Source organism: Phaeovulum vinaykumarii (assembly GCF_900156695.1).
Taxonomy (GTDB): domain Bacteria; phylum Pseudomonadota; class Alphaproteobacteria; order Rhodobacterales; family Rhodobacteraceae; genus Bieblia_A; species Bieblia_A vinaykumarii.
In genome coordinates, this window is record NZ_FTOM01000004.1 from 60,702 (window position 1) to 80,183 (window position 19,482).

Here is a 19,482-nt window from a genome sequence, read left to right on the forward strand (position 1 = left end):
CTCAGGCCAGAAGGACGAGCCCGCGCTCAGCGCGGGTGATGGCGGTATAGAGCCAGCGGCGGCGGTCGATCTCGCTGCGTCCCAGCCCGTCATCCCAGACGATCACATTCTCCCACTGCGACCCTTGCGCCTTGTGGGCGGTGATCGCCCAGCCGAAAGTCGCCTCGGTCAGCTTGCGTTTTTCGCGCCAGTCGCGGTCATGGCGCTTGGCGTCGTAAGCGATGTGATCCTCGAAATGCCCCTTGTAGATGCGCAGCCGCCCGGGGCGGCCGTCGCTGTCGAAGGGGGAGACCCGGCGCCCGTCCTCGTCATGCACAACGGCCGAGAAATAGAGGCTGCCCTCGTCGACGATATCCTCGAGGGTCAGGAACATGCCGTTGATAAGCCCGAGCGAATTGTCGTTCTTCAGGCAGATGATCTTTTCAGCCGCGCCAGTGGGCAGATACGTCCCGCGAAGGCCAGCCGCCGCGCGCATCGCATTGTTGATTTGCAACCGTGTCGCGTTCAGCCCGCAGATCAGCTGCCCGCCGCGCAATGCCTGTTCCGGAGAGATGTCGCCCTTGCGCATCTTGGCGACGTGGGTGTCGTAAGTGCCAAAACCGATGGGCTCGCCCATTCGCGCCATGGTGGCCAAACGGATGATCGCGCTTTCGGCTGCCTGGCGGTGGATCTCGATCAGCATCACGTCGGGGGCGTCCCGGGTGAAGGCGCCTTCGCCCTTGATGGGTGGCAACTGACCCGGATCGCCCAGCACAAGGATCGGCTTGCCAAAACTCATCAGATCGCGCGCCATTTCCTCTCCCACCATCGACACCTCGTCGAGGACGATCAACCTTGCATCCGCTGCATCGCTCTGCGGGTTCAGGGCGAAACGGGGATGCTTCATCGCCGAGAGCGCCTGCCGCATGGCCTCGATCGCGGCCTCGGCCGTTGTGCGATCAAAGCCGGTGAGGCGCCGTGCGGCGGTCTCGGCCTCGCGGACCTTCTGCGCTGCGGCCTCGATCTCCGCTTCCGTGGCCTCGATCACAGAATAGATCAGGCTGTGGATGGTGCGCGCAGGCGTGCCTTTGCGGGTCAGCACCAGCGCCGCCTTTCCGGTGAAGGTGGCGGTAACCACACCCGGCACACAGGTGCCGTCCTTCGCGCCGCGGTGGGGCGACAAGCCGAGCTCATCGAGCGCGAACTTCAGCACCGTGCTCTTGCCCGATCCGGCATAGCCAAAGAGCCGGAACACCTGTTGCTGTTCGGTGCGGTTCTCGAACCAGTCGCGGACCTCGGCGATGGCGGCGGCCTGCGCCACCGATGGGGTAAATTCCGTCATGTCTTCCGCGCCTCCACCGCATAGTCCTTGACCACCCCGCCGCGCGCGGGATCGCCCACTTCGCATTGGCGCACGAAGATGCGCCGGCCATCGGGCAACTGGCGCCAATGCCCCCGGCGCAGATGCCAGCGCGGGCTGGCATGACTGCCACCGAGCCGCTCGGATGCGGTGCGAAGCCGGGCCGGATCGATGGTGACCTGATGCCAGGTCCAGCCGCGCACGCCATCCCGCGCGAAGGGTTCGCGCCTGACCGGGGCGATCTGGCGTTCGCTGATGCTCGCTGCCGATGCGATGATCGCGAGCCCGCGCCAGACGATGGCTGCGGCCGCCTGACCGCTTTGTTCCGCCAGCCCTGCATCGCGGAGCGCAGGATTGATGGCGAATTCCGCGATGCCGCCATCCGCGATCCGGACATGGGCATGGATATCGGTCCAGCGTCTGGGGTTGCGCCACAGGGCGAGCCAGACCGCCTCGATGCCATCGTCGCGCTGCCGGGCATAGACGATCTGGCTGCGGACGGTCCGACTGCGGTCGGCCAACTCAAAAATCGTCTCGGGGTGCGGCAACCGTTGCGGACCGGCCGCCAGGCGGCGGGCCAGCGCATCGACGTCGTCGGAATCGAACTGCGCCTGATCGGCGAAGCGCCAGACCGGTGCGAACTCGAACCCTTCGAGCAGGTCCGGCAGCCAGAAGCGCGCGCGATGGGCGCGGACGATTCGCTTGAGATCATAGGCGTCCGGGATCATCGCCTGGGCTCCGCCCGTTCGCGGCTGAAACGCTCCCCGTTCGGCGGGGAAACGCGCCACTGGAGCCTTTCCTTCTCCGCCTCACCGTTTCCGGGACGCCGCTCACCCCAGCACCGCTCCGCCCATGCGCAGGGCGCATGCCACTTGCCACCGGTCATGCCACCCCGGCAGACGACGGCCGTGGGTTCGGTCGCCGCCCGGGGCAACCATTCACCAGCCTCTGATGCCTGTACGACCGCGACCGCGCGATCCGACATCTTCTGCGCAAGGCGGGCATCGAATGGCACCAGTTCCGTGTGCAATTCCATCGTGTCGCGGTTCAGCGCGGTGAAGAGCGCCGGGTTGGGCAGGTCCATGTAGGCCTGATAGAGCGCGATCTGGGCGGCGTAGACCGGGCGCGCGATGCTGACGCCACGCTTGACCACATCTTTCCAGCTCGACGCGCCGAGCGCCTTGTTCTCCCAAAGCGCGGGATAATCCATGGCCACGGGGCCTGAGACGAAGCAGCCGTCGATATGCCCCTTGAACCGGCCCGCCATGGCCTCGAAGCCGAACTGCCGGCCATCGGGGCGTTCGGTGCGCAGATCGAATCCGGCGATCCGGAACCAGCCCGCGACAATGTCTTCGGCCCGATGGCCAGCCTCGAAGATCCGCAGGATGCGCGGTTCGAACTCCTGGCCCTCGTCCTTGGGGACAGCGAGATAGTCGAACTGGATCTGGCGCAGGCAGTCGCGCCCCAGCCCCGAGGAACTGACATAGGTGCGGGGGCGCTCGGCGCGATTGCGCGCCGTCAGGGCAGCATCGATAGCGGCCGAAACAGCAGCAGCGATCGGCGGACGCGGCGCGTCCTGGCCATAGAGGCAGCCGGAGCCGTGGTTCAGGTCGATCATTGGTCGCGCTCCCAGAACCCGCCAGCCTGCGCGATGCAGGTCAGCTTGTGATGCTGGGCCTCGGTCAGCCGGGCGCGCGCGCCGAATGTCTCCAGCTTCTGACACAGGCTCTCGCAGAACTCGACCTCGAAATCGGTGATGGCGTTCGCCGTCGCGGCAGCAAGAAGGTCGCTCCAGGGGGCGGTCTCATTGTTCAGATCGATCATGACGGCCCTCTCAGAACGGAATCGGATCGTCATGGGCGGTGCCGGTCCGCTCCTTGCGCGCGCCCTGCGCCAGCATGCTGTCCACATAGCCGGTGACGGCCGCCTCGATCAGCCGGTCGATATCGGCGGCGGTGCGATGGAAGAAGGGCTCCATGAGCCCGAGGTCGGTCAGCGCTTCGGCAAAGAGCGCCCGCGCATCGCGGATCGCCTGTGCCTCGCGGGCGGTCTTGTCGATCATGCCATTCATCCTTTGGGCGATTGCGCTGCCCACGTCCTGACAGCGGAGCGAGCAGAAGCGGTGATAGGGATAGCGATCATGCTGGAGGCGGTGGACGTAGCCGAAGCCGCGAGCCTCCCGCGCGCAAACGGCGCAGAGCGCTACCCGAGCAAGAAATTCGCGATCGGGTCTTCGGGCGGCCATCCCGCCCGCTGGAGCTTCTCGGTCTGCATCACGATCCAGCGCGAGATCGCGTTGCTGGCCATGGCATCGAGGTCGCCGAGGGTGAGGCTTGCGATGGGTTGGTGCAGTCTTCCTCGGGCCTCGAGCCATGTTCCGATCTCCAGCGCGGCGGCGCGCGTCACATGCGCCTGCCATTCGTCGGGGGTCATGGGCCGGTCTGCCGGCCCAGCCCCATCGGGCTCGGCGGCAGGCGACCCTGCGGAACCACCTGACCGCCGCTTTCGCCGCACCTCAGCCATTGAGCCACGCGGGCATCGCCGGGGTGCCCGGTGCTGCGGGTGCCGGCGTTTGGGGCGTGGCCGGTGCAGCGGGTCCGGTCTGTGCGCCCCAGGTCGGAGCGGCCGTCGCAGTGGGCTGCGCTGCCGCGCCCCATGCCGGAGGCGGCGCCTGCCAGCCCGGCGCCGCGACGCTCGCGGCCTTGCGCGGCGGGGCGTTGACGGGTTCCGGCGGGACGGTTTCACCACGCATGACGGCGGCATGCTGCGGCTCGTCGGGCAGAACGACGTTGGCGATGCGGTTCTGGTCGCGATACTGCGGGTTCGAGGCGGGCTCCACCATGATGCGGGCGGCAAAGACGAGGCCGTCGAGATGCTTGAGGCCGGGCAGCACCCGCTTGGCCTTGGTCGCCGGAGTTTCGTCGCGGGGATCGAGCCCGAGAGCGCTGTCGACCATGGCGCGAAACGTGGATTTCGAGATCTTCCAGCCGATGGACTGGCCTTTCTCGTCAAGTTTTCCGCCTGCCACGGTGAAGCTCTGCCAGAACTTGCGGCGGGCATGCGGGCCTTCGACCACCGTGAATTCGCAGTCGAGCATGCGCGCATCGCTGGACTGCGAGGCCTTCAGCAGGCCCGCATCCATCGGCGTCGCGCCATTCACGCCGCCGGGGCGGATCGTCAGCCGCACCTTGGCGAAGGTGCCATCCGGGATCAGTTCGCCGATGGGGGCCATCTGCGGCTGGGCGTCATTCAGATCGTAGCTCATGGGATCATGTCCTTTCAGGGATCAGGAGGCGAAAGCGGATTGGTGGGGGGCGCGGCCGTCGATCCGGGCGAGCAGCGCGCCGAGGTCGGGCGGTTCCGTCAGGTCGAGGCGGCCGGAACGGTCCTTGGCGGGAAGGCCCCAGGGATTGCCGGACTTGCAGACAAGGCGGCGGTCGGTGGCGGTCTCGTCCAGCACCCAGCCGCCTTCGGCATCGCGGGCGAAGAGGTGCATCGAAACCACCTGGTCCACGATGCCGGGCAATTCCCGCCCCGCCTTGCTGCCTTCCATCTGCGGCTGCCAGGTGACGGCGCCAAAGTCGTCGGTCACCTTTTCCAGCACGCCGACGAAGATCACGGTCTTGCCGCGTGCATGCTGGAGGTGCTTCAGCGCCTGGATCACCTCACGCCCCAGAAGCCCATAGGCGCCGCGGACATCCGGCTTGCCGGTCCGGTCCGAGAAGGCCTCGGGCTGCTGGCGGGCATAGGCCATCGCCTGCCGGGTCAGATCGGTGATCGAGTCGACAAAGACGATACGGCGCGCGGCGAGGAAGGCCTCGATGCCGCTGTCGCGATGCTGGGCCTGCAGCCACGCGTGCCGTTCGGTCCCGTACCAGGACTGCGGATGTTGCGCGGGGTCCGGCCCGCCGATCAGCACCGCCAGATCGCGGAAGTCGGTGAAGCTGCGCACCGGGATCGACGCGCCGCGCCAGTCCTGCACCGATTTCATGCCAGCCTCGAGGTCGAGGCAGACGGTTTCCTCGGCAGGCAGAGACTTCAGCAGCGTGGTCTTGCCCACGCCCGGTGGGCCGAAGATGGCGAGCGAGGTCTTGTTCTCGGCGGCCGAGAGGCGTTCGTCGGCGGTGATGATGCGGAAGGCCATGGGGTTCTCCGAAGGATTGCAAGGGGCGCGGCGGCGGGGGGGACCGGGTGCCGAAGGGGAACCTGCCCGGCGTTGCCGCTCGGGCGTCCCGCCGCCGCGCGTCACCGGTCTCGGGTCTCGAGCCGGAACACGGGTTTGCCGGTGGTCTCGGACCGGGCGGCTGCGAAGCCTTCGCGCATGGCGTCGGGCCAGGCCCCGAAGCGGCGTTCCGGCACGCGATAGGCGATCTCGAGATACTGGGTCGGATCGTCGCCGGCCTCGCGGATCCGGGTTGCCATGGTGGCCAGCCGGTCCTGATCCCAGGTGACCTTCTTCGGCAGATCGGCGATGACCACCACGCCCGCATCCTCGATCCGGACCGTGCCGGAGGTCTTGCCCTGTCCAGACCGCTCGGCCTCGGTCGCGGCGCCATAACGCTGCGCCAGTGCCGCCTCGAAACGGTCCTTCAGGCGCTTGACCCGGGCGCTCTCGGCCGCTGCTTCGTCCTGCAGCGCAAGAAGCAGCGCAGCGGGCATGTCGGCGATCTCGCCGATGGACAGCTGGTCGAGGTCGTCGAACGTTGGCAGGTTGTCGAGGCGGGCCTCGGTCGGCGCGTCGGTGCTGGGGAACGGCATGGCCATCAGCGCCCCTCCCGCTTCAGCGCCGCATCTAGGGCGCGGTCCGTGCCGACAGCCCCGGCTTCACGCGCCAGACGGTGGAGCTTTTCCAGCGCTGAGGATCGCTGGATGGCCGCCGAGAGTTCGGCATTCGCGGCGACGATCGCGATGGCGATATCGTCGACACTCGCGGTCTCGACGGGCAGCGGATCGGTGGCATCGCCGGGACGCCAGGCGACGGGTATCACCTCCGGCAGATCCTCAAGGCTGCGGAAAGCCTTGCGCAGGCGCGCAAGCGGGCCGTTGGTCTCGGTCATATCGTGGTCTCCGTTGAGGGATGGGGCCGAATTTCCGGCCAGAAGGAAGTAGAGGGAGGGCGGAAGCCGATCCCCGATCCAGGCAAGCGTGGCGCGCATCAGGCGGCCTCCTCTGTCGCGATGAGTTGGGAAAACGGGATCGGCGCATGGCGCGGTTTGGTTCGCGCGATGGCCAGATAGGCGAAGCGGTCGGGGCCGACGCGGACCTGCACCAGATGCACCAGCGCGGCCTCGAAGGCGCGGTGGGCGGCACTGGCCAGCGCTCCGAGCCTGCGGCGTTCCGGTTCCGGCAGGGTGGAAATCACCGCCGTGGTGTCGATTCCGAGAAACCCGCGATGATACTCGAGCCGGTCGCCCGGCATGGCCTGACCGATCCAGGCGCAGAACTCGATGTCGGTGAGCGGCCGGGCCTTTGCGGGCGTGAATTCGGTAAGCGGCATGACGATCATCTCCATGTCGGTCCTCTACTCACGCTGCTTTCGAACCGTCCCACTCGGCCCCGATCCCGCGCATGGCGAGGTCGAGCCGCAGGCGGGCGATGTGACGGTAGAGGGCGGAGCGAGAGGTGCCGCTGCGCTCGACGATCTCTGCGACAGCGCAGGTGCCAAGTGCCACGCAAAGCCCGCGGGCCTCCTCCGGCAGGCCGCCCAGCACCCGGGCGAGATCGTGGATTGTGTCGGCGTCGTCCGTGGCAGAGCGGTCCTGCCCATACCAGGCGGCCAGACCATCGGTTTCTGCCAGCAGGCAGCCGAGCGGCTCGGTCGCGCCAGAAACCGGGGCGTCGAGCGAGAGCACCGTGCCGCCCTGCATGCGCCGCTGGCGGTGATGGCGGATCGCAATGCGCGAGGACTGATTGCGCAGGACGATGTTGGCGAAGGCGCCGATGCTGCCGCGGCGCGCGTCGAAGCCGGGCAGCCGGCAGATCAGGTCGACCAGCAGGTCCTGGCGGAGATCGTCGAGATCGGCGGCAGGCAGCATCAGCTTGCGATGCAGGCGACGCGCGGCAAAGGCCGCTTCGTCGATCAGCGTGGCAAGGTCATCGGGGGAAATCGGCGGAAACATTCGGGAGCACCTCGGAACATGTTGCTGTTGTTCCGAATGTGCCGTTCAGCGCGCTGCTGCCGGTGTGATTGCCGTGTGTTTGTTATGTGCGGATTGTGTGGGACGGCCTCAGGGTTCGATGACCACTTCGCCAGGGTCGAGGCCGAGCCGATAGCCGCGCGCGCGAACCGTCGCGACCAGCGATTTCGCCTGCGCCTCTGACAGGCCGGAGGAGACGATCGCGTTGCGCAGGTCGCGGGCGATTTCATTGGCGGGACGGCCCATCTGCGTCTCGATCTCTTGCTTTTTCAGGACTGGATCACGCTTGACTGATTGCTCGATCAGCAGACGAAACAGCGCGAACATCTGAGTCGGCAGGTCGAGCCGACGGCAGTCGAGAGTGACCGATTGCGCCGAAAGCGTCATGACAAGGCGCGGCACTGAAGATGGCGGATCGAGGACGAGGCGTTCCGTGCCATCCGACCCCGGCTTGAAAACCGCCGCAATTTCGCGGGGCTCGATCTCAACCTCCCGCAACCTGACAGCGATTGCCGCGGAAAGGTCGTGAACGATTGCCATGATCGGCTTCGGTCCCACGGCCGCCCTGATCGTCATCACCGCGCCCGGCGCAACCAGATTGTCGGCATCGAATGACAGGACCACGGCATGCCCGGATGGGGTCTCCCCCAATAGCCAGACGCCGTCAGCAATGCAGGCAACTGCACCGCCCAGATTCCCGCTGGCTGTAATCCGGGCCACGAGCCGGTCGACATCGACCGAAAAGCGGCGCAGATCGTCTTTCTGCAGGATCACGTCTTCGGCAGGATCGTGCGGGCAGCAGACACGGAACGCGCCGTCCAATTGTTCGATGGGACGCGCATCAAGCCCGCAATCACATTCCGCGCAGACCGACCAGGTATCGGCCCTACGTTCCTCGATCAGCACCTGCGCCCGCAAGAGGCGCTCGACATCGCTTGCGGGAAAGCGGCCCAACGCCCGGCCCGAGATCGAGACCCGGGCGCCGCCCTCACTCAGCCGCGTCCACAACCATGCCAGCATCGCGGTCCTTCTCGAGCCCATTGCGCTGAACCAGCGTGTGGATCGCCTTTTCGAACCGCGTCCGGCGGAAGGCGAGCGTCCCTGGTGGCTTCAGCCGCACCGTAACTTGTGCCGGCCGCTTTGCGCCCGTTTCGAAGGCGACCCGGAAGGTGATCTCGCCCAAGCGCCAGCCCCGGCCGAACCGCACCTCGCTGCCCCGAAAATGGGTCAACGCGCCGCCGGACGCGTCTTTCGATTCCCAACTGCGCACATGACGCCAGCGCTGATCCTCCTCATCCCGCTCGAAGAGGTCAGCGGCGGCGGCAACGATCCGAACCTCCTTGATAGTCTCGTCATAGCGATGCTGGAACGCGAAATCGGGCCCGGCATCGCTGATCGGATCGAGCGTATAGAGATCGCGCGCGTCCCGCCCCGAGAAGAACCCCGGCCGCCTTAGGATATGCCGGGCGAAAAGCTCGGCGATCTCGCCTTGCTGCGCCTTGACCACACCGCCCACGAACAGGCGCCCTTCCACCGGGGAGTAACGCAGCACTGCATATTTGACCGCGCGGAGGGTAATGATTTCTTCCCGGTCGCCGGTGACCACCGGCGTCGTGGTGACTTGCGCGCCGTGGCTGATCACCAGGTTGATTTCGCCATCTTCCTCATAGGGCCCAAGGCGGCAATATTGCCCCTGCAGGTCCTGCGAAAACAGATTGATCACCGCAGCCTTGAAAGCCTCGGTCATTTCTTCGGTCAGGTCCGCACCCACGTCCCGCTCTGGCCCGCGGAACTCTGCAGGCGATGTCGGCGCACGTAGCGCATGAAAATCGGCTGCAGCCTCGAAAACGCGGTGATGCAGCAGGTAGGTGTGAAGCGCGACGTGTTTGGGATCATGGCGAATGGGCGCTGCCTCGGCTTCGTCAGGGTCGGGCTCGGGATAGAGAACCACGCCACGACGACGGGCTTCGTTCAGAATAAGCTGCATGCCCTCGCTGGTTCCAAGCTCGGCAACGCGATGCAAATCGGCGACCATACCGGCGTTCCAGCCAGCAACGGTTCCTTCGAAATGCGCCGCCAGAGCTGCCCTAATGGTTGGGGCCTCTCCTTCGAATGCCAAAGGCAGTTCATCCTCGCCGAAGTGCCGAACGAACAAAACCCGCATCAGGGCCGGATCAATGGTTTTGAGAAACTTCGGATTAACAAATTTCTTGAGATCGGAACCCACGGGAATACCTCGCAAACGGTCGGCCTGTTCTGATTATGTTCTACCCGATGGATCAACCATGAGTCGAGTCCGGCCTTTTGCGTAACCGCCATTTTCCCTGCGGGACGTTTTCCGGCGCGCTTGAGTAGAGGCAGGGCAAGCCAACACGGACTTGCTCGCATGAAACGCCCCAATCCACTGCCGCCCGACCAGATGACCGCCGCCGAGCGTCGCGCCGAGTTATGCGGGCTGCTCGCCCTCGGGCTGGTGCGGCTGATGCGGCGAGAACGGAGTGAACCTTCTGAAGATGCCGGAGAAATTCGCCTACACTATCCGGCCGACCGATGCCGTCATGCAACCCCGAACCCAACGGAGACCGCATGACGACCCACGATCCCATCCCCGCGCGACTGGCGGTGCTGAAGACCACGCCGACGCCCGACCTGAAGCAGCAGTGGCGCGAGTTGTTCGACAGCGAGCCGCCACCGTTCAACCGGCGCTACCTTGAATCCCGCCTGGCCTACCGCATCCAGGAACTTGCCTATGGCGGGTTGAAGCCCGAGACGATCCGGCGTCTCGAAAGGTTGGGCGAAGAACTGGACGGCGGCGACAAGAAGAAGCGCGGCATGCGCCTCGACCGCGACCGCCCCATCACCGGCACGCGCCTCCTGCGCGAGTGGCAGGGCGTCGAGTACGTCGTGACCGTCACCGCAGATGGTTTCGAATGGCAGGGGCGGCCGTACAAGTCGCTGTCCGCCATCGCCCGCGCGATCACCGGCACGCGCTGGAACGGCTGGGTATTCTTCGGCCTCAAGAACCACAGGGGGCGGACATGACGAAGCCGCCCGAAAAATCGAAGGTCGTCCGCAAGCTGCGGTGCGCCGTCTATACCCGGAAGTCCTCCGAAGAAGGGTTGGAGCAGGAGTTCAACAGCCTGCATGCCCAGCGCGAGGCCTGCGAGGCCTATGTCGCCAGCCAGCGGTCCGAGGGCTGGGTGCTGGTCCGCGATCAGTATGACGACGGCGGCATCTCCGGCGGCACGCTGGAACGGCCCGGATTGAAGCGGCTGCTTGAAGACATCGAGGACGGGCTGGTCGATGTGGTCGTGGTCTACAAGATCGACCGCCTCAGCCGCTCGCTCGCGGATTTCGCCAAGCTGGTCGAGGTATTCGACCGGAACGGCGTGACGTTCGTCTCGGTCACGCAGTCGTTCAACACGACCACGTCGATGGGGCGGCTGACGCTGAACATCCTGCTCTCGTTCGCCCAGTTCGAGCGCGAGGTGACGGCCGAGCGCATCCGCGACAAGGTCGCCGCCAGTCGGAAGAAGGGCATGTGGATGGGTGGGGTGCCGCCCTTCGGCTACCGGGTGGAAAACCGCAAGCTGCTGGTCGACGAGGACAACGCCGCGCATGTGCGCTGGATCTTCTCTCGGTTCATTGAAATCGGCTCCTGCACGCTGTTGGCACGCGAGGTAGGCGCACAGGGCATTGGCACCCCGCGTGGCAATCGGATCGACAAGAAGTACCTCTACCGGATGCTTTCTAACCGCGCCTATCTCGGCGAGGCGGTCCACAAAGGCGACAGCTACCCCGGCGAGCACGATGCAATCATCGACCGCGAGACGTGGGACCGCGTCCACGCCATTCTGCAGGAAAGCCCCCGCAAACGCGCCGCCCGCACCCGGGCCGAAACGCCCGCGCTGCTGAAGGGGCTTCTCTTCGGTCCCGATGGCGCCGCGTTCTCGCCGACACACACCCGCAAGGGCGGCAAACTTTACCGCTACTATGTCAGCCAGACGGTTCTGAAGCACGGAGCGGGGGCGTGTCCCATCGGCCGCGTGCCTGCGGGCGAGATCGAGGCTGCCGTCATCGACCAACTGCGTGCCGTCTTCCGCCAACCCGAGATTGTCGCGGGCACGTGGAAGGCAGCGCGGACGCAGGACGACGGAATCACCGAGGCCGACGCTCGCGCGGCCCTCCAGAAGCTCGATCCGTTGTGGGATGAACTGTTCCCGGCGGAACAGGCGCGAATTGTGGCCCTGTTGGTCGAACGGGTCGATATCGGCATCAGCGGTCTCAACGTCCGCCTGCGCATGGACGGGCTGGCGGCGCTGGCGAGTGAAATCACCGCCGATGCCGGAGCCGCCGCATGACTCGGAACACTTCTGTCCCCGACACCATGACCATCCATGTCCCGTTCCGCGTCGTGAAGCGCGGCGGGCGGAAGGAGATGGTGCTGCCGCAGGGCGCCGCACAAGCGCCCAAGCCGGATAACACGCTGGTCAAGGCACTGGCGCGCGCGTTCCGCTGGAAGCGGATGCTGGAATCCGGGGATTTCGTCACGGTCGCCGAATTGGCTGCACGCGAGGGCATTGCGGTTTCCTACCTCGCACGGGTTCTTCGGCTGACGCAGCTGGCCCCCGATCTCGTCGAGGCGATCCTCGACGGGCAGCAGGGGCCGGGGGTAACACTCGCCCGGCTGATGGGATCTTTCCCTGCGCCGTGGACGGAACAGCGGATCGCACTCGACCGATGCGCCGTGAACTCTACGTCCGCCGACTGAAACGCGGTGACCAAATCCTTAGGCCAGACCAAAATATCGCTCGAAGAAAGCCGCCAGCCTGTCCAGAACGGTTCGTTTCTTGGCCGCATGGCCATTGTTCTTGGAGAATCGCGATACCGGCGGCAGGATCCTAGTGATCGCCGTACCGGTGGCGGGCACGCTGCCATCTCGGAAGGCGCTGTCAATGAAGCTGCGGGTCGCCTCCGCGTTCAGGTTCTCTTCCGCGATGATGCGTTCCAGCTCCTCAGCCTTCTTCGCCGCCACGAAGGCCTGCCATTGCGCATCGACCCTGACCTTTGTGGAAACGGTGTCGACGAATTGCTCTATCAGATCCTTCTTGTTGCGAAGGGACGGGCTCGAGTTGACCGCACGGTCGATGGTGGCGCGGATTTCCTTGTCCTCGCCCGTGCCCTTCTTCTTCAGGTATCGCTCGACCAGCAGCAGGATGTAATCGACGTTGATCTCCACCTGCTTGATGAGCTCGATCTCGAACACCACGTCATCATTGATCGCCTCCTTGTCGGCCGCCGACGCAGCACGGAACTCGGCGTGCAGGTTCAGATACAGGCTCTGATAGTCCTGAAAATCGCGCTCGCTCAGAATCTCGTTTCCGGAGAAATCGTCAAACGCGACAAGGATGTTCTTCAGTCGCAGGATCGAGCCGAATAGCTTGATGAATGCCTTCTGGGCGACCTCGCCGATAATCGCGCTGCCTAGCGGGAACCCGGCAAGAAGTTCCTCGACCCGCTTCTGGTACTCCTGGTAATATTCCCCGTAGGGCTTCAGAAGCACGATACCCTTCGCGTCCTTGTTGCCGAACAGCGCCAGCGCGTCGTTGGTTTCCTGTTCCAGGTTGCGGAAGGAAACGATATTGCCGTAGGTCTTGACCGAGTTGAGGATGCGGTTGGTGCGCGAATAGGCCTGGATTAATCCATGCGCCTTCAGGTTCTTGTCGGCCCAGAGCGTGTTCAGCGTGGTGGCGTCGAAACCGGTCAGGAACATGTTGACGACGATCACCAGATCGAGCTCGCGCTTTTTCAGGCGCTGCGAAAGGTCCTTATAATAGTTCTGGAACTTCTCGGCCGAGGTATCGAAACTGGTGCCGAAAAGCGCGTTGTAATCCTTGATCGCCGCATCCAGAAAATCGCGCGAGGACTGGTCCAGCCCCTCGGTCTCGAACTCCTCCTCGCCCAGCAGGCCGCCCTCATCGTCTTCATTGGCGGCAAAGCTGTAGATCAGCCCGACCTTCAGCCGCTGCGCCTCGGGCAAACCCGTCTGCTGCGCGGCAAACTCCAGATAATAGCGTTTGGCCGCCTCGATCGAGGCCGTCGCGAACAGCGAGTTGAACCCGGCCAGCCGCTTGCCATCATGGCGATAGGAACTGGCCCGGCGGGTCTTCTGGTCGAAATGCTCGCGGATATAGCCGACGATCTGCGAAATCCGCTCGGGCGCCAGCAGGGCGCGTTCCGTGTCGATGGCGGATACCTGCTTGTCGCGGATCGCCGTCCCGGCCTTGATCGTGTTGATATAGTCGATGCGGAAGGGCAGCACGTTCCTGTCGTTTATCGCATCGACAATCGTGTAGGTGTGCAGCTTGTCGCCGAAAGCCTGTTCGGTCGTGCGCCTCAGCGGATTGCCCCCGCTGGCGGAATTTTCGGCGAAGATCGGTGTACCCGTGAATCCGAACAGGTGATAGCGCCGAAAAACTCTGGTGATCTCGGTGTGCATGTCGCCGAACTGGCTGCGGTGACATTCGTCGAAGATCACCACCACATGCGCGTCATAGACCGGATGCTTGCGGTTCTTGACCACAAAGCGGCTCAGCTTCTGGATGGTGGTGATGATGATACGGGCGTTGGGGTCCTCCAACTGCCGTTGCAGCACGGCGGTCGAGGTATTGGAATTGGCCGCGCCCTTCTCGAACCGCTCGTATTCGCGCATGGTCTGGTAATCCAGATCCTTGCGGTCCACCACGAACAACACCTTGTCGATGGCGGGCAGGCCGCGCGCCAGTTGCGCCGCCTTGAAGCTGGTCAGCGTCTTGCCGCTGCCAGTGGTGTGCCAGATATAGCCGCCCGCCGCGATCGTGCCCAACTGCCGGTGATTGGTGGCGGTGCCGATGCGTTGCAGGATGCGTTCCGCCGCGACGATCTGATAGGGTCGCATCACCAGTAGCTTGCGGTCCACGTCGAACACGCAATAGCGGGTCAGGATGTTCAGGATCGAATGCCTAGCGAAGAAGGTCCGGGTGAAGCCGGCCAGATCGGTGATCGGGCGGTTCGCCGCATCCGCCCACCAACTGGTGAAGGCAAAGCTGTTCGAGGTCTTTTGCCGGGACCGTTTCCCCCGGCTCTCGGCAAGATGGCCGTCGCGTACGGTGTTCGAATAATACTTGGTCAGCGTGCCGTTCGAGATGACGAAAAGCTGGACATAGTCGAACAGACCCGAACCCGCCCAGAAGCTGTCACGGCTGTAGCGGTTGATCTGGTTGAACGCCTCGCGGATGTCCACGCCCCGGCGTTTCAGCTCGACATGGACCATCGGCAGACCGTTCACCAGAATGGTCACGTCATAGCGGTTCGACCTCGCGCCTTCGGTTTCATACTGGTTGACGACCTGAAGCGCGTTGTTGTGGATATTCGCCTTGTCGATCAGGGTGATGTTCTTGCTGGTGCCATCGTCGCGCTTGAGGACCTGCACATGGTCCTCCTGGATGCGTGCGGTCTTTTCCAGGATGCCGTCATTGGCGCCGGCGATGCTGGCGGTAAAGAAGCGGTTCCATTCGGCGTCCGAGAGCGTGACCTTGTTCAGCCGCTCCAACTGGCGGCGCAGGTTGGCGATCAGGTCGGCTTCCGATGTGATCGGCAGACGCTCATAGGCCTGTGCCTGCAACTGCCGGATCAGGGCCCGTTCAAGCTCGGCTTCGGATTGATAGCCCGTCGCTGCTGCATCCTGAGGATCGGGCAGGAATTCGGCGACGACGGTGGATTCGCCGGACAGGGCGATGGGCTCATAGCGCGGCGAAGCGGGGGTTTCACTCATGCGGCCTCGGGGAAGGTCAGCAGCCGGTCGCGGTAGTGCTCATACTGGCGGCGGCGGGTGACGATCTCGGCCGGCAGGCCGCTGGAGAGGTCATTCACCAGCATATCGAAACGGTCAAGGATGGCGACGATGCGGTCCTGCTCCTCACGGGGCGGGACGGGGATTTCCAGTTTCGCCAAGCTCTCACCCGACAGACGCTTGACCTTCGCCCGGGCGACATAACGGTCCTTCTTCGCGTTGAAGGCCTGGGTCTGAAAGCAATATGAAACGAATTTCGGGTTCATCGAGTGGTGGAAAGTGAAGCAATCGTCGTGAATCGCGATCTCGTCCGTCCCGAGCCACGCAACGGCCTTGCCAACGTCCTCAACCGTCTCGCCGACCGCCGCAATGATCACATCGCCCGGCTGCGCGAACCGGAGCGACGATTTCATTTCCGGCCGGACATGGGAAACCGTTCGCGTCGTGGCGGTGCCATAGCTGGTGTAAATGTCTCCGTAGTGGATGCAGCCGATCCCCTCGACGACATAGTCATCCTTGGTGAACCGGCGACCGCGTACGAATTTACCTATTGCGCCCAAGGCCATCCACCTTATGCTTGCTGCTTGCTGCTTGCTGCTTGCTGCTTGCTTCGAAGCTGAGCAGGGCATCGCGGTAGTGACGATACTGGCGCCGCCGCGCCTCCAGCTCCGCCTCCAGCTCCGCCTCCAGCTTAGTAAATTTATCAAGTATTGCAACGATTTCCTGCTGAATCTCGAGTGGCGGGACGGGAATTTTGATCTTCGCAAGGCTTTTTGCCAATACGTCGATGACCTTGGTTCCCGTAGCAAGCCGTTTCTTCTCTCCAAAGAAATGCGGCGTCTGAAGATAGTAGGAAAGATACTTCGGATCTTGCCCGTGCTTCAGTACCGTGGCGTGTCCTCCTGTAACGATCTGCTCATCCCCCAGCCAGGCAACGGCCTTGCAAACATCGTCGAGGTTCTCGCTGGTGTTGGTGATGATCAGATCGCCGGGATCGACCTTGGCCAATCGGGCTGCTTTCTCGGCCGGGACGAACGAAATTGTCTCCGAAGCCCACGCTCCATAGTAGGTATAGATTTGACCGTAATGAATACAGCCAACCCCGGCTTCCACGAAATCGGACTTCGGCATGCCGTTGCCGCGCACCAACTCGCCAAATTCGCCGATGGCTTTGAACTCCACCCCATCCGGGCACAGGTTCGCAATCAGCGCGTCGATCCGGCTCATGCCCCGGCCCCTTCCAGATCGGCCACGATGGCGTCGATGGCCCGGCGCAACTCGGCCTGGCGGGCAACGATGCCTTCGATTTCGGCATTGAGCGCGCGGATATCCACCGCCTCGCGCCGATCCTCCTGCGTGACATAGGACGAGACTGAGATGTTATAGCCGTTTTCGGCAATCCCTTCATTCTCGACCAGCCGCGCGAAATGGGCCACGTCCTTGCGCTCGGCACAGGCGTCGAGGATGGCTTGCCGATGCTCAGGCCCCAGCCGGTTCTTGTTGCCGACCCTCGTGAATAGCGCGCTGGCGTCGATGAACAGCGTGGCATTGTCGGATTTCGATTTCTTCAGCACGATGATGCAGGTTGCGATCGTGGTGCCAAAGAACAGGTCCGGCGGAAGCTGGATCACCGCATCGACATAGTTGTTGTCGATCAGATATTTGCGGATCTTCTGCTCGGCCCCGCCGCGATACAGCACCCCTGGAAACTCGACGATGGCGGCGGTTCCGTTCACAGCCAGCCAAGACAGGATATGCATGGTGAAGGCGAGATCCGCCTTGCTTTTCGGCGCCAGAACTCCGGCAGGCGCAAAGCGCGGGTCGTTGATCAGCAGCGGATTAGCGTCGCCCGCCCAGCGGATCGAATAGGGCGGATTGGACACGATGGCCTCGAACGGCTCATCATCCCAATGCGCCGGGTCGGTCAGCGTGTCACCATGGGCGATGTCGAATTTCTCATAGTTCACATCGTGCAGGAACATGTTGATGCGGCACAGGTTGTAGGTGGTCAGGTTGATCTCCTGCCCAAAGAAACCCTGCCGTACCCGGTCGTGCCCCAGCACCTTGGCGAAGTTCAGTAGCAGGGAACCGGACCCGCAGGCCGGATCATAGACCTTGTTCACCTCGGCCTTGCCCAGCACGGTGATGCGGGCCAGCAGCTCGGACACCTCTTGCGGTGTATAGAATTCGCCCCCCGACTTGCCGGCGGTCGAGGCATACATCTGCATCAGGTATTCATAGGCATCGCCGAACAGATCGATACTGTTGCCTGTGAAGCCGGCGCGCGATAACGGCAAATCGCCGATGGCGTCCAAGAGGCCGACCAGCTTTTCGTTGCGCCGGGCAACGGTCGGGCCAAGCTTGCTGCTGTTGACGTCAAGATCGTCGAACAGCCCCTTGAAGTCGTCTTCGCTGTCGGCACCAAGGGCCGAGCCCTCGATATGGCTGAAAATGCGTTCAAGGGTTTCGTTCAGGTTGGCGTCGTGACGCGCCCGTGCTCGCACATTGGCGAACAGCTCCGAGGGCAGGATGTAGAAGCCCTTTTCCTTCACGGTCTCCGCGCGGCCGAACTCGGCCTCCGCATCTCCCAGCTTCGCATAGTCGAAATTCGGGCTGCCCGCGCGGCGCTCCTGTTCGTTCAGATAGCTCGTCAGGTTCTCCGAAATGAAACGGTAGAACAGCATCCCGAGGACGTAGCTCTTGAAATCCCACCCATCGACGCTGCCGCGCAGGTCGTTGGCGATGCGCCAGATGGTCTTGTGTAACTCGGCACGTTCGATCCCGCTGGCGTCACTCACGGCCGGGAACCCACAACTGATGTCGAGCCGAAAGCCCCGCCCTTACTTGCTCGACTGATCATTGTGCCCCGCTTCCATTGCCTTCAATCGCTCATACTCTTCAACTGCCAGCACGACGACGACCGCCCGGCCATGCTTTTCGACGGTTACGGGTTCAGCCCGCGCCATGTCGATCAGCCTGCCGAAATTATACTTCGCGTCCTTGGCTGATATTGCCTGCATGGTGTACCACCTGCTAACGATCAGGCAATAGTGGCCAAAGTGGCCATGGATGCAAGGCGAATATGTGAAACCCCGCTCGATCAACATCTTCCTGCTCGACGGCGATCCGAACGGCATTCGGGTGGCGCAGATTTCGATGTCGACGATCCAGGCCATCGCCTTCCGCCGCAACCAGCTGCGACGGGTCCGCGAGGCCTTCCCCGAGATCGAGCGGCCCGGCGTGTACATACTGATCGGCGCCGACGAGGACGCGCAGGATCGTCAGCTTTCCTACATCGGCGAGTCGGAAGGTGTCGGCGCGCGCCTGTCGTATCACAACTCCAACGAAGGAGGGCGAGACGCCAAGGGTTTCTGGACCGATACGGTCGTCCTGATCAGCAAGGACGAGAACCTGACCAAGAGCCACGCTCGCTATGTCGAGGCCTGCCTGATCCGCGGCGCAGGAAGCAATCCTCGCTGGACCCTTCCCAATACGCGGACACCCTCCGACGATGCCGGCAAGTTGCCGCTGCCCGACCGTGCCGCCATGAACGAGTTCGTGGATCAGACAAAAACGCTGGTCGGTGCTCTTGGCTGGGATTTGTTTCGTGAAATCCGGGGGCGCGCCCCGGAACAGGTGCCGGAGCAGGCGTTGCCAACGGCTGAAGCCCACGCGAGCCCTCGCTTTTTCTTTCGCGGCGAGGGCTTCGCAGCGGAGATGGAGATCGGCCCCTCAGGGGACTTCGTGATCACTGCCGGATCCAAGGCGAGGGTCCGAACGACGAGAACGATACCAAGAGGTACGGCCACCCTCAGGAACACCCTCATCGAGAAGGGCGTCCTTCGCGAAGAAGGTGATTTCCTCATCTTCACGAGCGGCTACAGCTTCACATCCGCATCTGCCGCAGCTGCGACCGTCATCGGCACGAGCGCAAACGGTCGAATTCTCTGGAAGCTTCCGGACGGACGCACCTACGCGGACTGGGAGGCGAGCTAAGACATCGCGACAGGAACGGTTGGCTGAAGGCGGCGGAGTCCGATTTCTGTTCCTTCTGTAGCGCGCCCCTGAAATCGAAGTGCTCAGCTGCGTGGCTTAGAAAGCATAGCGTTTTTAGTGGCTTGCAAGAAATTCACCAAATTCGTGCAGTCAACAGGTCCGGAGAATATCGGCCCTGA

Annotated in this window: 24 protein-coding genes; 5 read left to right on the forward strand and 19 right to left on the reverse strand. The window is 63.8% G+C overall.

The genetic code is table 11. From position 1 onward, the window contains the following. Position 1 precedes the first annotated feature (1 nt). The 14 genes from BW949_RS09825 to BW949_RS16840 form a co-directional block, all read right to left on the reverse strand. Positions 2-1,321: an ATP-dependent DNA helicase gene (locus BW949_RS09825; RefSeq protein WP_076365616.1), complete on the reverse strand. Its 1,320-nt coding sequence runs from the start codon at positions 1,319-1,321 to the stop codon at positions 2-4. Then, positions 1,318-2,067: a hypothetical protein gene (locus BW949_RS09830; RefSeq protein ID WP_076365618.1), complete on the reverse strand. Its 750-nt coding sequence runs from the start codon at positions 2,065-2,067 to the stop codon at positions 1,318-1,320. The genes BW949_RS09825 and BW949_RS09830 overlap by 4 nt, the downstream gene beginning before the upstream one ends. After that, complete coding sequence (locus BW949_RS09835; protein WP_235816266.1) at positions 2,064-2,957, reverse strand: hypothetical protein; 894 nt, start codon at positions 2,955-2,957, stop codon at positions 2,064-2,066. Before BW949_RS09835 ends, BW949_RS09830 begins: the two co-directional genes overlap by 4 nt. Further along, positions 2,954-3,163, reverse strand: a complete 210-nt coding sequence (locus BW949_RS09840; RefSeq protein WP_076365620.1) for a hypothetical protein — start codon at positions 3,161-3,163, stop codon at positions 2,954-2,956. Before BW949_RS09840 ends, BW949_RS09835 begins: the two co-directional genes overlap by 4 nt. A 10-nt stretch (positions 3,164-3,173) precedes the next feature. Next, positions 3,174-3,401 carry a DUF6511 domain-containing protein gene (locus BW949_RS16835; protein WP_097031834.1) on the reverse strand — a complete coding sequence of 76 codons (228 nt, stop codon included), beginning with the start codon at positions 3,399-3,401 and terminating at the stop codon, positions 3,174-3,176. A gap of 140 nt (positions 3,402-3,541) precedes the next feature. Continuing rightward, on the reverse strand, positions 3,542-3,772 hold the full coding sequence (locus BW949_RS09850) for a hypothetical protein (protein ID WP_076365624.1): 231 nt from the start codon (positions 3,770-3,772) through the stop codon (positions 3,542-3,544). Positions 3,773-3,854: 82 nt separating this feature from the next. Further along, positions 3,855-4,604, reverse strand: a complete 750-nt coding sequence (locus tag BW949_RS09855; protein ID WP_076365626.1) for a hypothetical protein — start codon at positions 4,602-4,604, stop codon at positions 3,855-3,857. A 21-nt stretch (positions 4,605-4,625) separates the two neighbouring features. Then, on the reverse strand, positions 4,626-5,483 hold the full coding sequence (locus tag BW949_RS09860) for an ATP-binding protein (protein ID WP_076365628.1): 858 nt from the start codon (positions 5,481-5,483) through the stop codon (positions 4,626-4,628). A gap of 101 nt (positions 5,484-5,584) precedes the next feature. Further along, positions 5,585-6,103, reverse strand: coding sequence for a hypothetical protein (locus tag BW949_RS09865; RefSeq protein ID WP_083947702.1), 519 nt, complete (start codon positions 6,101-6,103; stop codon positions 5,585-5,587). After that, positions 6,103-6,396 (reverse strand): hypothetical protein, encoded by a 294-nt coding sequence (locus tag BW949_RS09870; protein ID WP_076365933.1) that lies wholly within the window; start codon positions 6,394-6,396, stop codon positions 6,103-6,105. Before BW949_RS09870 ends, BW949_RS09865 begins: the two co-directional genes overlap by 1 nt. Positions 6,397-6,494: 98 nt before the next feature. Further along, positions 6,495-6,851, reverse strand: a complete 357-nt coding sequence (locus BW949_RS09875) for a hypothetical protein (RefSeq protein ID WP_083947703.1) — start codon at positions 6,849-6,851, stop codon at positions 6,495-6,497. Positions 6,852-6,864: 13 nt separating this feature from the next. After that, complete coding sequence (locus tag BW949_RS09880) at positions 6,865-7,458, reverse strand: sigma factor (protein WP_076365630.1); 594 nt, start codon at positions 7,456-7,458, stop codon at positions 6,865-6,867. Positions 7,459-7,566: 108 nt separating this feature from the next. Then, the gene (locus BW949_RS09885) at positions 7,567-8,496 is read right to left on the reverse strand and encodes a hypothetical protein (protein ID WP_076365632.1); all 930 of its coding nucleotides are present in this window, start codon (positions 8,494-8,496) and stop codon (positions 7,567-7,569) included. Next, positions 8,465-9,703, reverse strand: a complete 1,239-nt coding sequence (locus BW949_RS16840; protein WP_076365634.1) for a hypothetical protein — start codon at positions 9,701-9,703, stop codon at positions 8,465-8,467. The genes BW949_RS09885 and BW949_RS16840 overlap by 32 nt, the downstream gene beginning before the upstream one ends. 159 nt (positions 9,704-9,862) lie before the next feature. Between BW949_RS16840 and BW949_RS09895 the strand changes: the two genes are divergently transcribed. The 4 genes from BW949_RS09895 to BW949_RS09910 are packed head-to-tail and all read left to right on the forward strand — an operon-like array spanning position 9,863 to position 12,247. Next, positions 9,863-10,066 (forward strand): hypothetical protein, encoded by a 204-nt coding sequence (locus BW949_RS09895; protein WP_076365636.1) that lies wholly within the window; start codon positions 9,863-9,865, stop codon positions 10,064-10,066. After that, positions 10,063-10,518, forward strand: coding sequence for a DUF2924 domain-containing protein (locus BW949_RS09900; RefSeq protein ID WP_076365638.1), 456 nt, complete (start codon positions 10,063-10,065; stop codon positions 10,516-10,518). Before BW949_RS09895 ends, BW949_RS09900 begins: the two co-directional genes overlap by 4 nt. Continuing rightward, a complete protein-coding gene (locus BW949_RS09905) occupies positions 10,515-11,837 on the forward strand; it encodes a recombinase family protein (protein WP_076365640.1) in 1,323 nt (440 codons plus the stop codon). Before BW949_RS09900 ends, BW949_RS09905 begins: the two co-directional genes overlap by 4 nt. Before the next feature lie 26 nt (positions 11,838-11,863). After that, the gene (locus tag BW949_RS09910) at positions 11,864-12,247 is read left to right on the forward strand and encodes a hypothetical protein (RefSeq protein ID WP_407947263.1); all 384 of its coding nucleotides are present in this window, start codon (positions 11,864-11,866) and stop codon (positions 12,245-12,247) included. 18 nt (positions 12,248-12,265) lie between these two features. On the opposite strand, the gene BW949_RS09915 is transcribed toward BW949_RS09910, so the two are convergent. The 5 genes from BW949_RS09915 to BW949_RS09930 are packed head-to-tail and all read right to left on the reverse strand — an operon-like array spanning position 12,266 to position 18,327. Beyond that, positions 12,266-15,289: a type I restriction endonuclease subunit R gene (locus BW949_RS09915; RefSeq protein ID WP_076365644.1), complete on the reverse strand. Its 3,024-nt coding sequence runs from the start codon at positions 15,287-15,289 to the stop codon at positions 12,266-12,268. Continuing rightward, a complete protein-coding gene (locus tag BW949_RS17180; RefSeq protein ID WP_200805138.1) occupies positions 15,286-15,873 on the reverse strand; it encodes a restriction endonuclease subunit S in 588 nt (195 codons plus the stop codon). Before BW949_RS17180 ends, BW949_RS09915 begins: the two co-directional genes overlap by 4 nt. After that, on the reverse strand, positions 15,851-16,534 hold the full coding sequence (locus BW949_RS17185; protein ID WP_200805139.1) for a restriction endonuclease subunit S: 684 nt from the start codon (positions 16,532-16,534) through the stop codon (positions 15,851-15,853). Before BW949_RS17185 ends, BW949_RS17180 begins: the two co-directional genes overlap by 23 nt. Beyond that, complete coding sequence (locus BW949_RS09925; protein WP_076365646.1) at positions 16,531-18,105, reverse strand: type I restriction-modification system subunit M; 1,575 nt, start codon at positions 18,103-18,105, stop codon at positions 16,531-16,533. Before BW949_RS09925 ends, BW949_RS17185 begins: the two co-directional genes overlap by 4 nt. Before the next feature lie 42 nt (positions 18,106-18,147). Beyond that, positions 18,148-18,327 carry a type II toxin-antitoxin system Phd/YefM family antitoxin gene (locus BW949_RS09930; RefSeq protein ID WP_076365648.1) on the reverse strand — a complete coding sequence of 60 codons (180 nt, stop codon included), beginning with the start codon at positions 18,325-18,327 and terminating at the stop codon, positions 18,148-18,150. A gap of 49 nt (positions 18,328-18,376) precedes the next feature. Between BW949_RS09930 and BW949_RS09935 the strand changes: the two genes are divergently transcribed. After that, complete coding sequence (locus BW949_RS09935) at positions 18,377-19,303, forward strand: GIY-YIG nuclease family protein (protein WP_235816267.1); 927 nt, start codon at positions 18,377-18,379, stop codon at positions 19,301-19,303. Positions 19,304-19,482: the final 179 nt, after the last annotated feature.

What these genes read in the sequence shown, in the direction of transcription:
- BW949_RS09875 (WP_083947703.1), bottom strand. Translation starts at nt 6,851, where the DNA reads ATGGAGATGATCGTCATGCCGCTTACCGAATTCACGCCCGCAAAGGCC.
- BW949_RS09830 (WP_076365618.1), bottom strand. Translation starts at nt 2,067, where the DNA reads ATGATCCCGGACGCCTATGATCTCAAGCGAATCGTCCGCGCCCATCGC.
- BW949_RS09825 (WP_076365616.1), bottom strand. Translation starts at nt 1,321, where the DNA reads ATGACGGAATTTACCCCATCGGTGGCGCAGGCCGCCGCCATCGCCGAG.
- BW949_RS09905 (WP_076365640.1), top strand. Translation starts at nt 10,515, where the DNA reads ATGACGAAGCCGCCCGAAAAATCGAAGGTCGTCCGCAAGCTGCGGTGC.
- BW949_RS09895 (WP_076365636.1), top strand. Translation starts at nt 9,863, where the DNA reads ATGAAACGCCCCAATCCACTGCCGCCCGACCAGATGACCGCCGCCGAG.
- BW949_RS09855 (WP_076365626.1), bottom strand. Translation starts at nt 4,604, where the DNA reads ATGAGCTACGATCTGAATGACGCCCAGCCGCAGATGGCCCCCATCGGC.
- BW949_RS09870 (WP_076365933.1), bottom strand. Translation starts at nt 6,396, where the DNA reads ATGACCGAGACCAACGGCCCGCTTGCGCGCCTGCGCAAGGCTTTCCGC.
- BW949_RS09885 (WP_076365632.1), bottom strand. Translation starts at nt 8,496, where the DNA reads ATGCTGGCATGGTTGTGGACGCGGCTGAGTGAGGGCGGCGCCCGGGTC.
- BW949_RS17180 (WP_200805138.1), bottom strand. Translation starts at nt 15,873, where the DNA reads ATGGCCTTGGGCGCAATAGGTAAATTCGTACGCGGTCGCCGGTTCACC.
- BW949_RS09850 (WP_076365624.1), bottom strand. Translation starts at nt 3,772, where the DNA reads ATGACCCCCGACGAATGGCAGGCGCATGTGACGCGCGCCGCCGCGCTG.
- BW949_RS09860 (WP_076365628.1), bottom strand. Translation starts at nt 5,483, where the DNA reads ATGGCCTTCCGCATCATCACCGCCGACGAACGCCTCTCGGCCGCCGAG.
- BW949_RS09935 (WP_235816267.1), top strand. Translation starts at nt 18,377, where the DNA reads ATGCAAGGCGAATATGTGAAACCCCGCTCGATCAACATCTTCCTGCTC.
- BW949_RS17185 (WP_200805139.1), bottom strand. Translation starts at nt 16,534, where the DNA reads ATGAGCCGGATCGACGCGCTGATTGCGAACCTGTGCCCGGATGGGGTG.
- BW949_RS09910 (WP_407947263.1), top strand. Translation starts at nt 11,864, where the DNA reads ATGACCATCCATGTCCCGTTCCGCGTCGTGAAGCGCGGCGGGCGGAAG.
- BW949_RS16835 (WP_097031834.1), bottom strand. Translation starts at nt 3,401, where the DNA reads ATGATCGACAAGACCGCCCGCGAGGCACAGGCGATCCGCGATGCGCGG.
- BW949_RS09880 (WP_076365630.1), bottom strand. Translation starts at nt 7,458, where the DNA reads ATGTTTCCGCCGATTTCCCCCGATGACCTTGCCACGCTGATCGACGAA.
- BW949_RS09930 (WP_076365648.1), bottom strand. Translation starts at nt 18,327, where the DNA reads ATGCAGGCAATATCAGCCAAGGACGCGAAGTATAATTTCGGCAGGCTG.
- BW949_RS09865 (WP_083947702.1), bottom strand. Translation starts at nt 6,103, where the DNA reads ATGGCCATGCCGTTCCCCAGCACCGACGCGCCGACCGAGGCCCGCCTC.
- BW949_RS09900 (WP_076365638.1), top strand. Translation starts at nt 10,063, where the DNA reads ATGACGACCCACGATCCCATCCCCGCGCGACTGGCGGTGCTGAAGACC.
- BW949_RS09840 (WP_076365620.1), bottom strand. Translation starts at nt 3,163, where the DNA reads ATGATCGATCTGAACAATGAGACCGCCCCCTGGAGCGACCTTCTTGCT.
- BW949_RS09835 (WP_235816266.1), bottom strand. Translation starts at nt 2,957, where the DNA reads ATGATCGACCTGAACCACGGCTCCGGCTGCCTCTATGGCCAGGACGCG.
- BW949_RS09915 (WP_076365644.1), bottom strand. Translation starts at nt 15,289, where the DNA reads ATGAGTGAAACCCCCGCTTCGCCGCGCTATGAGCCCATCGCCCTGTCC.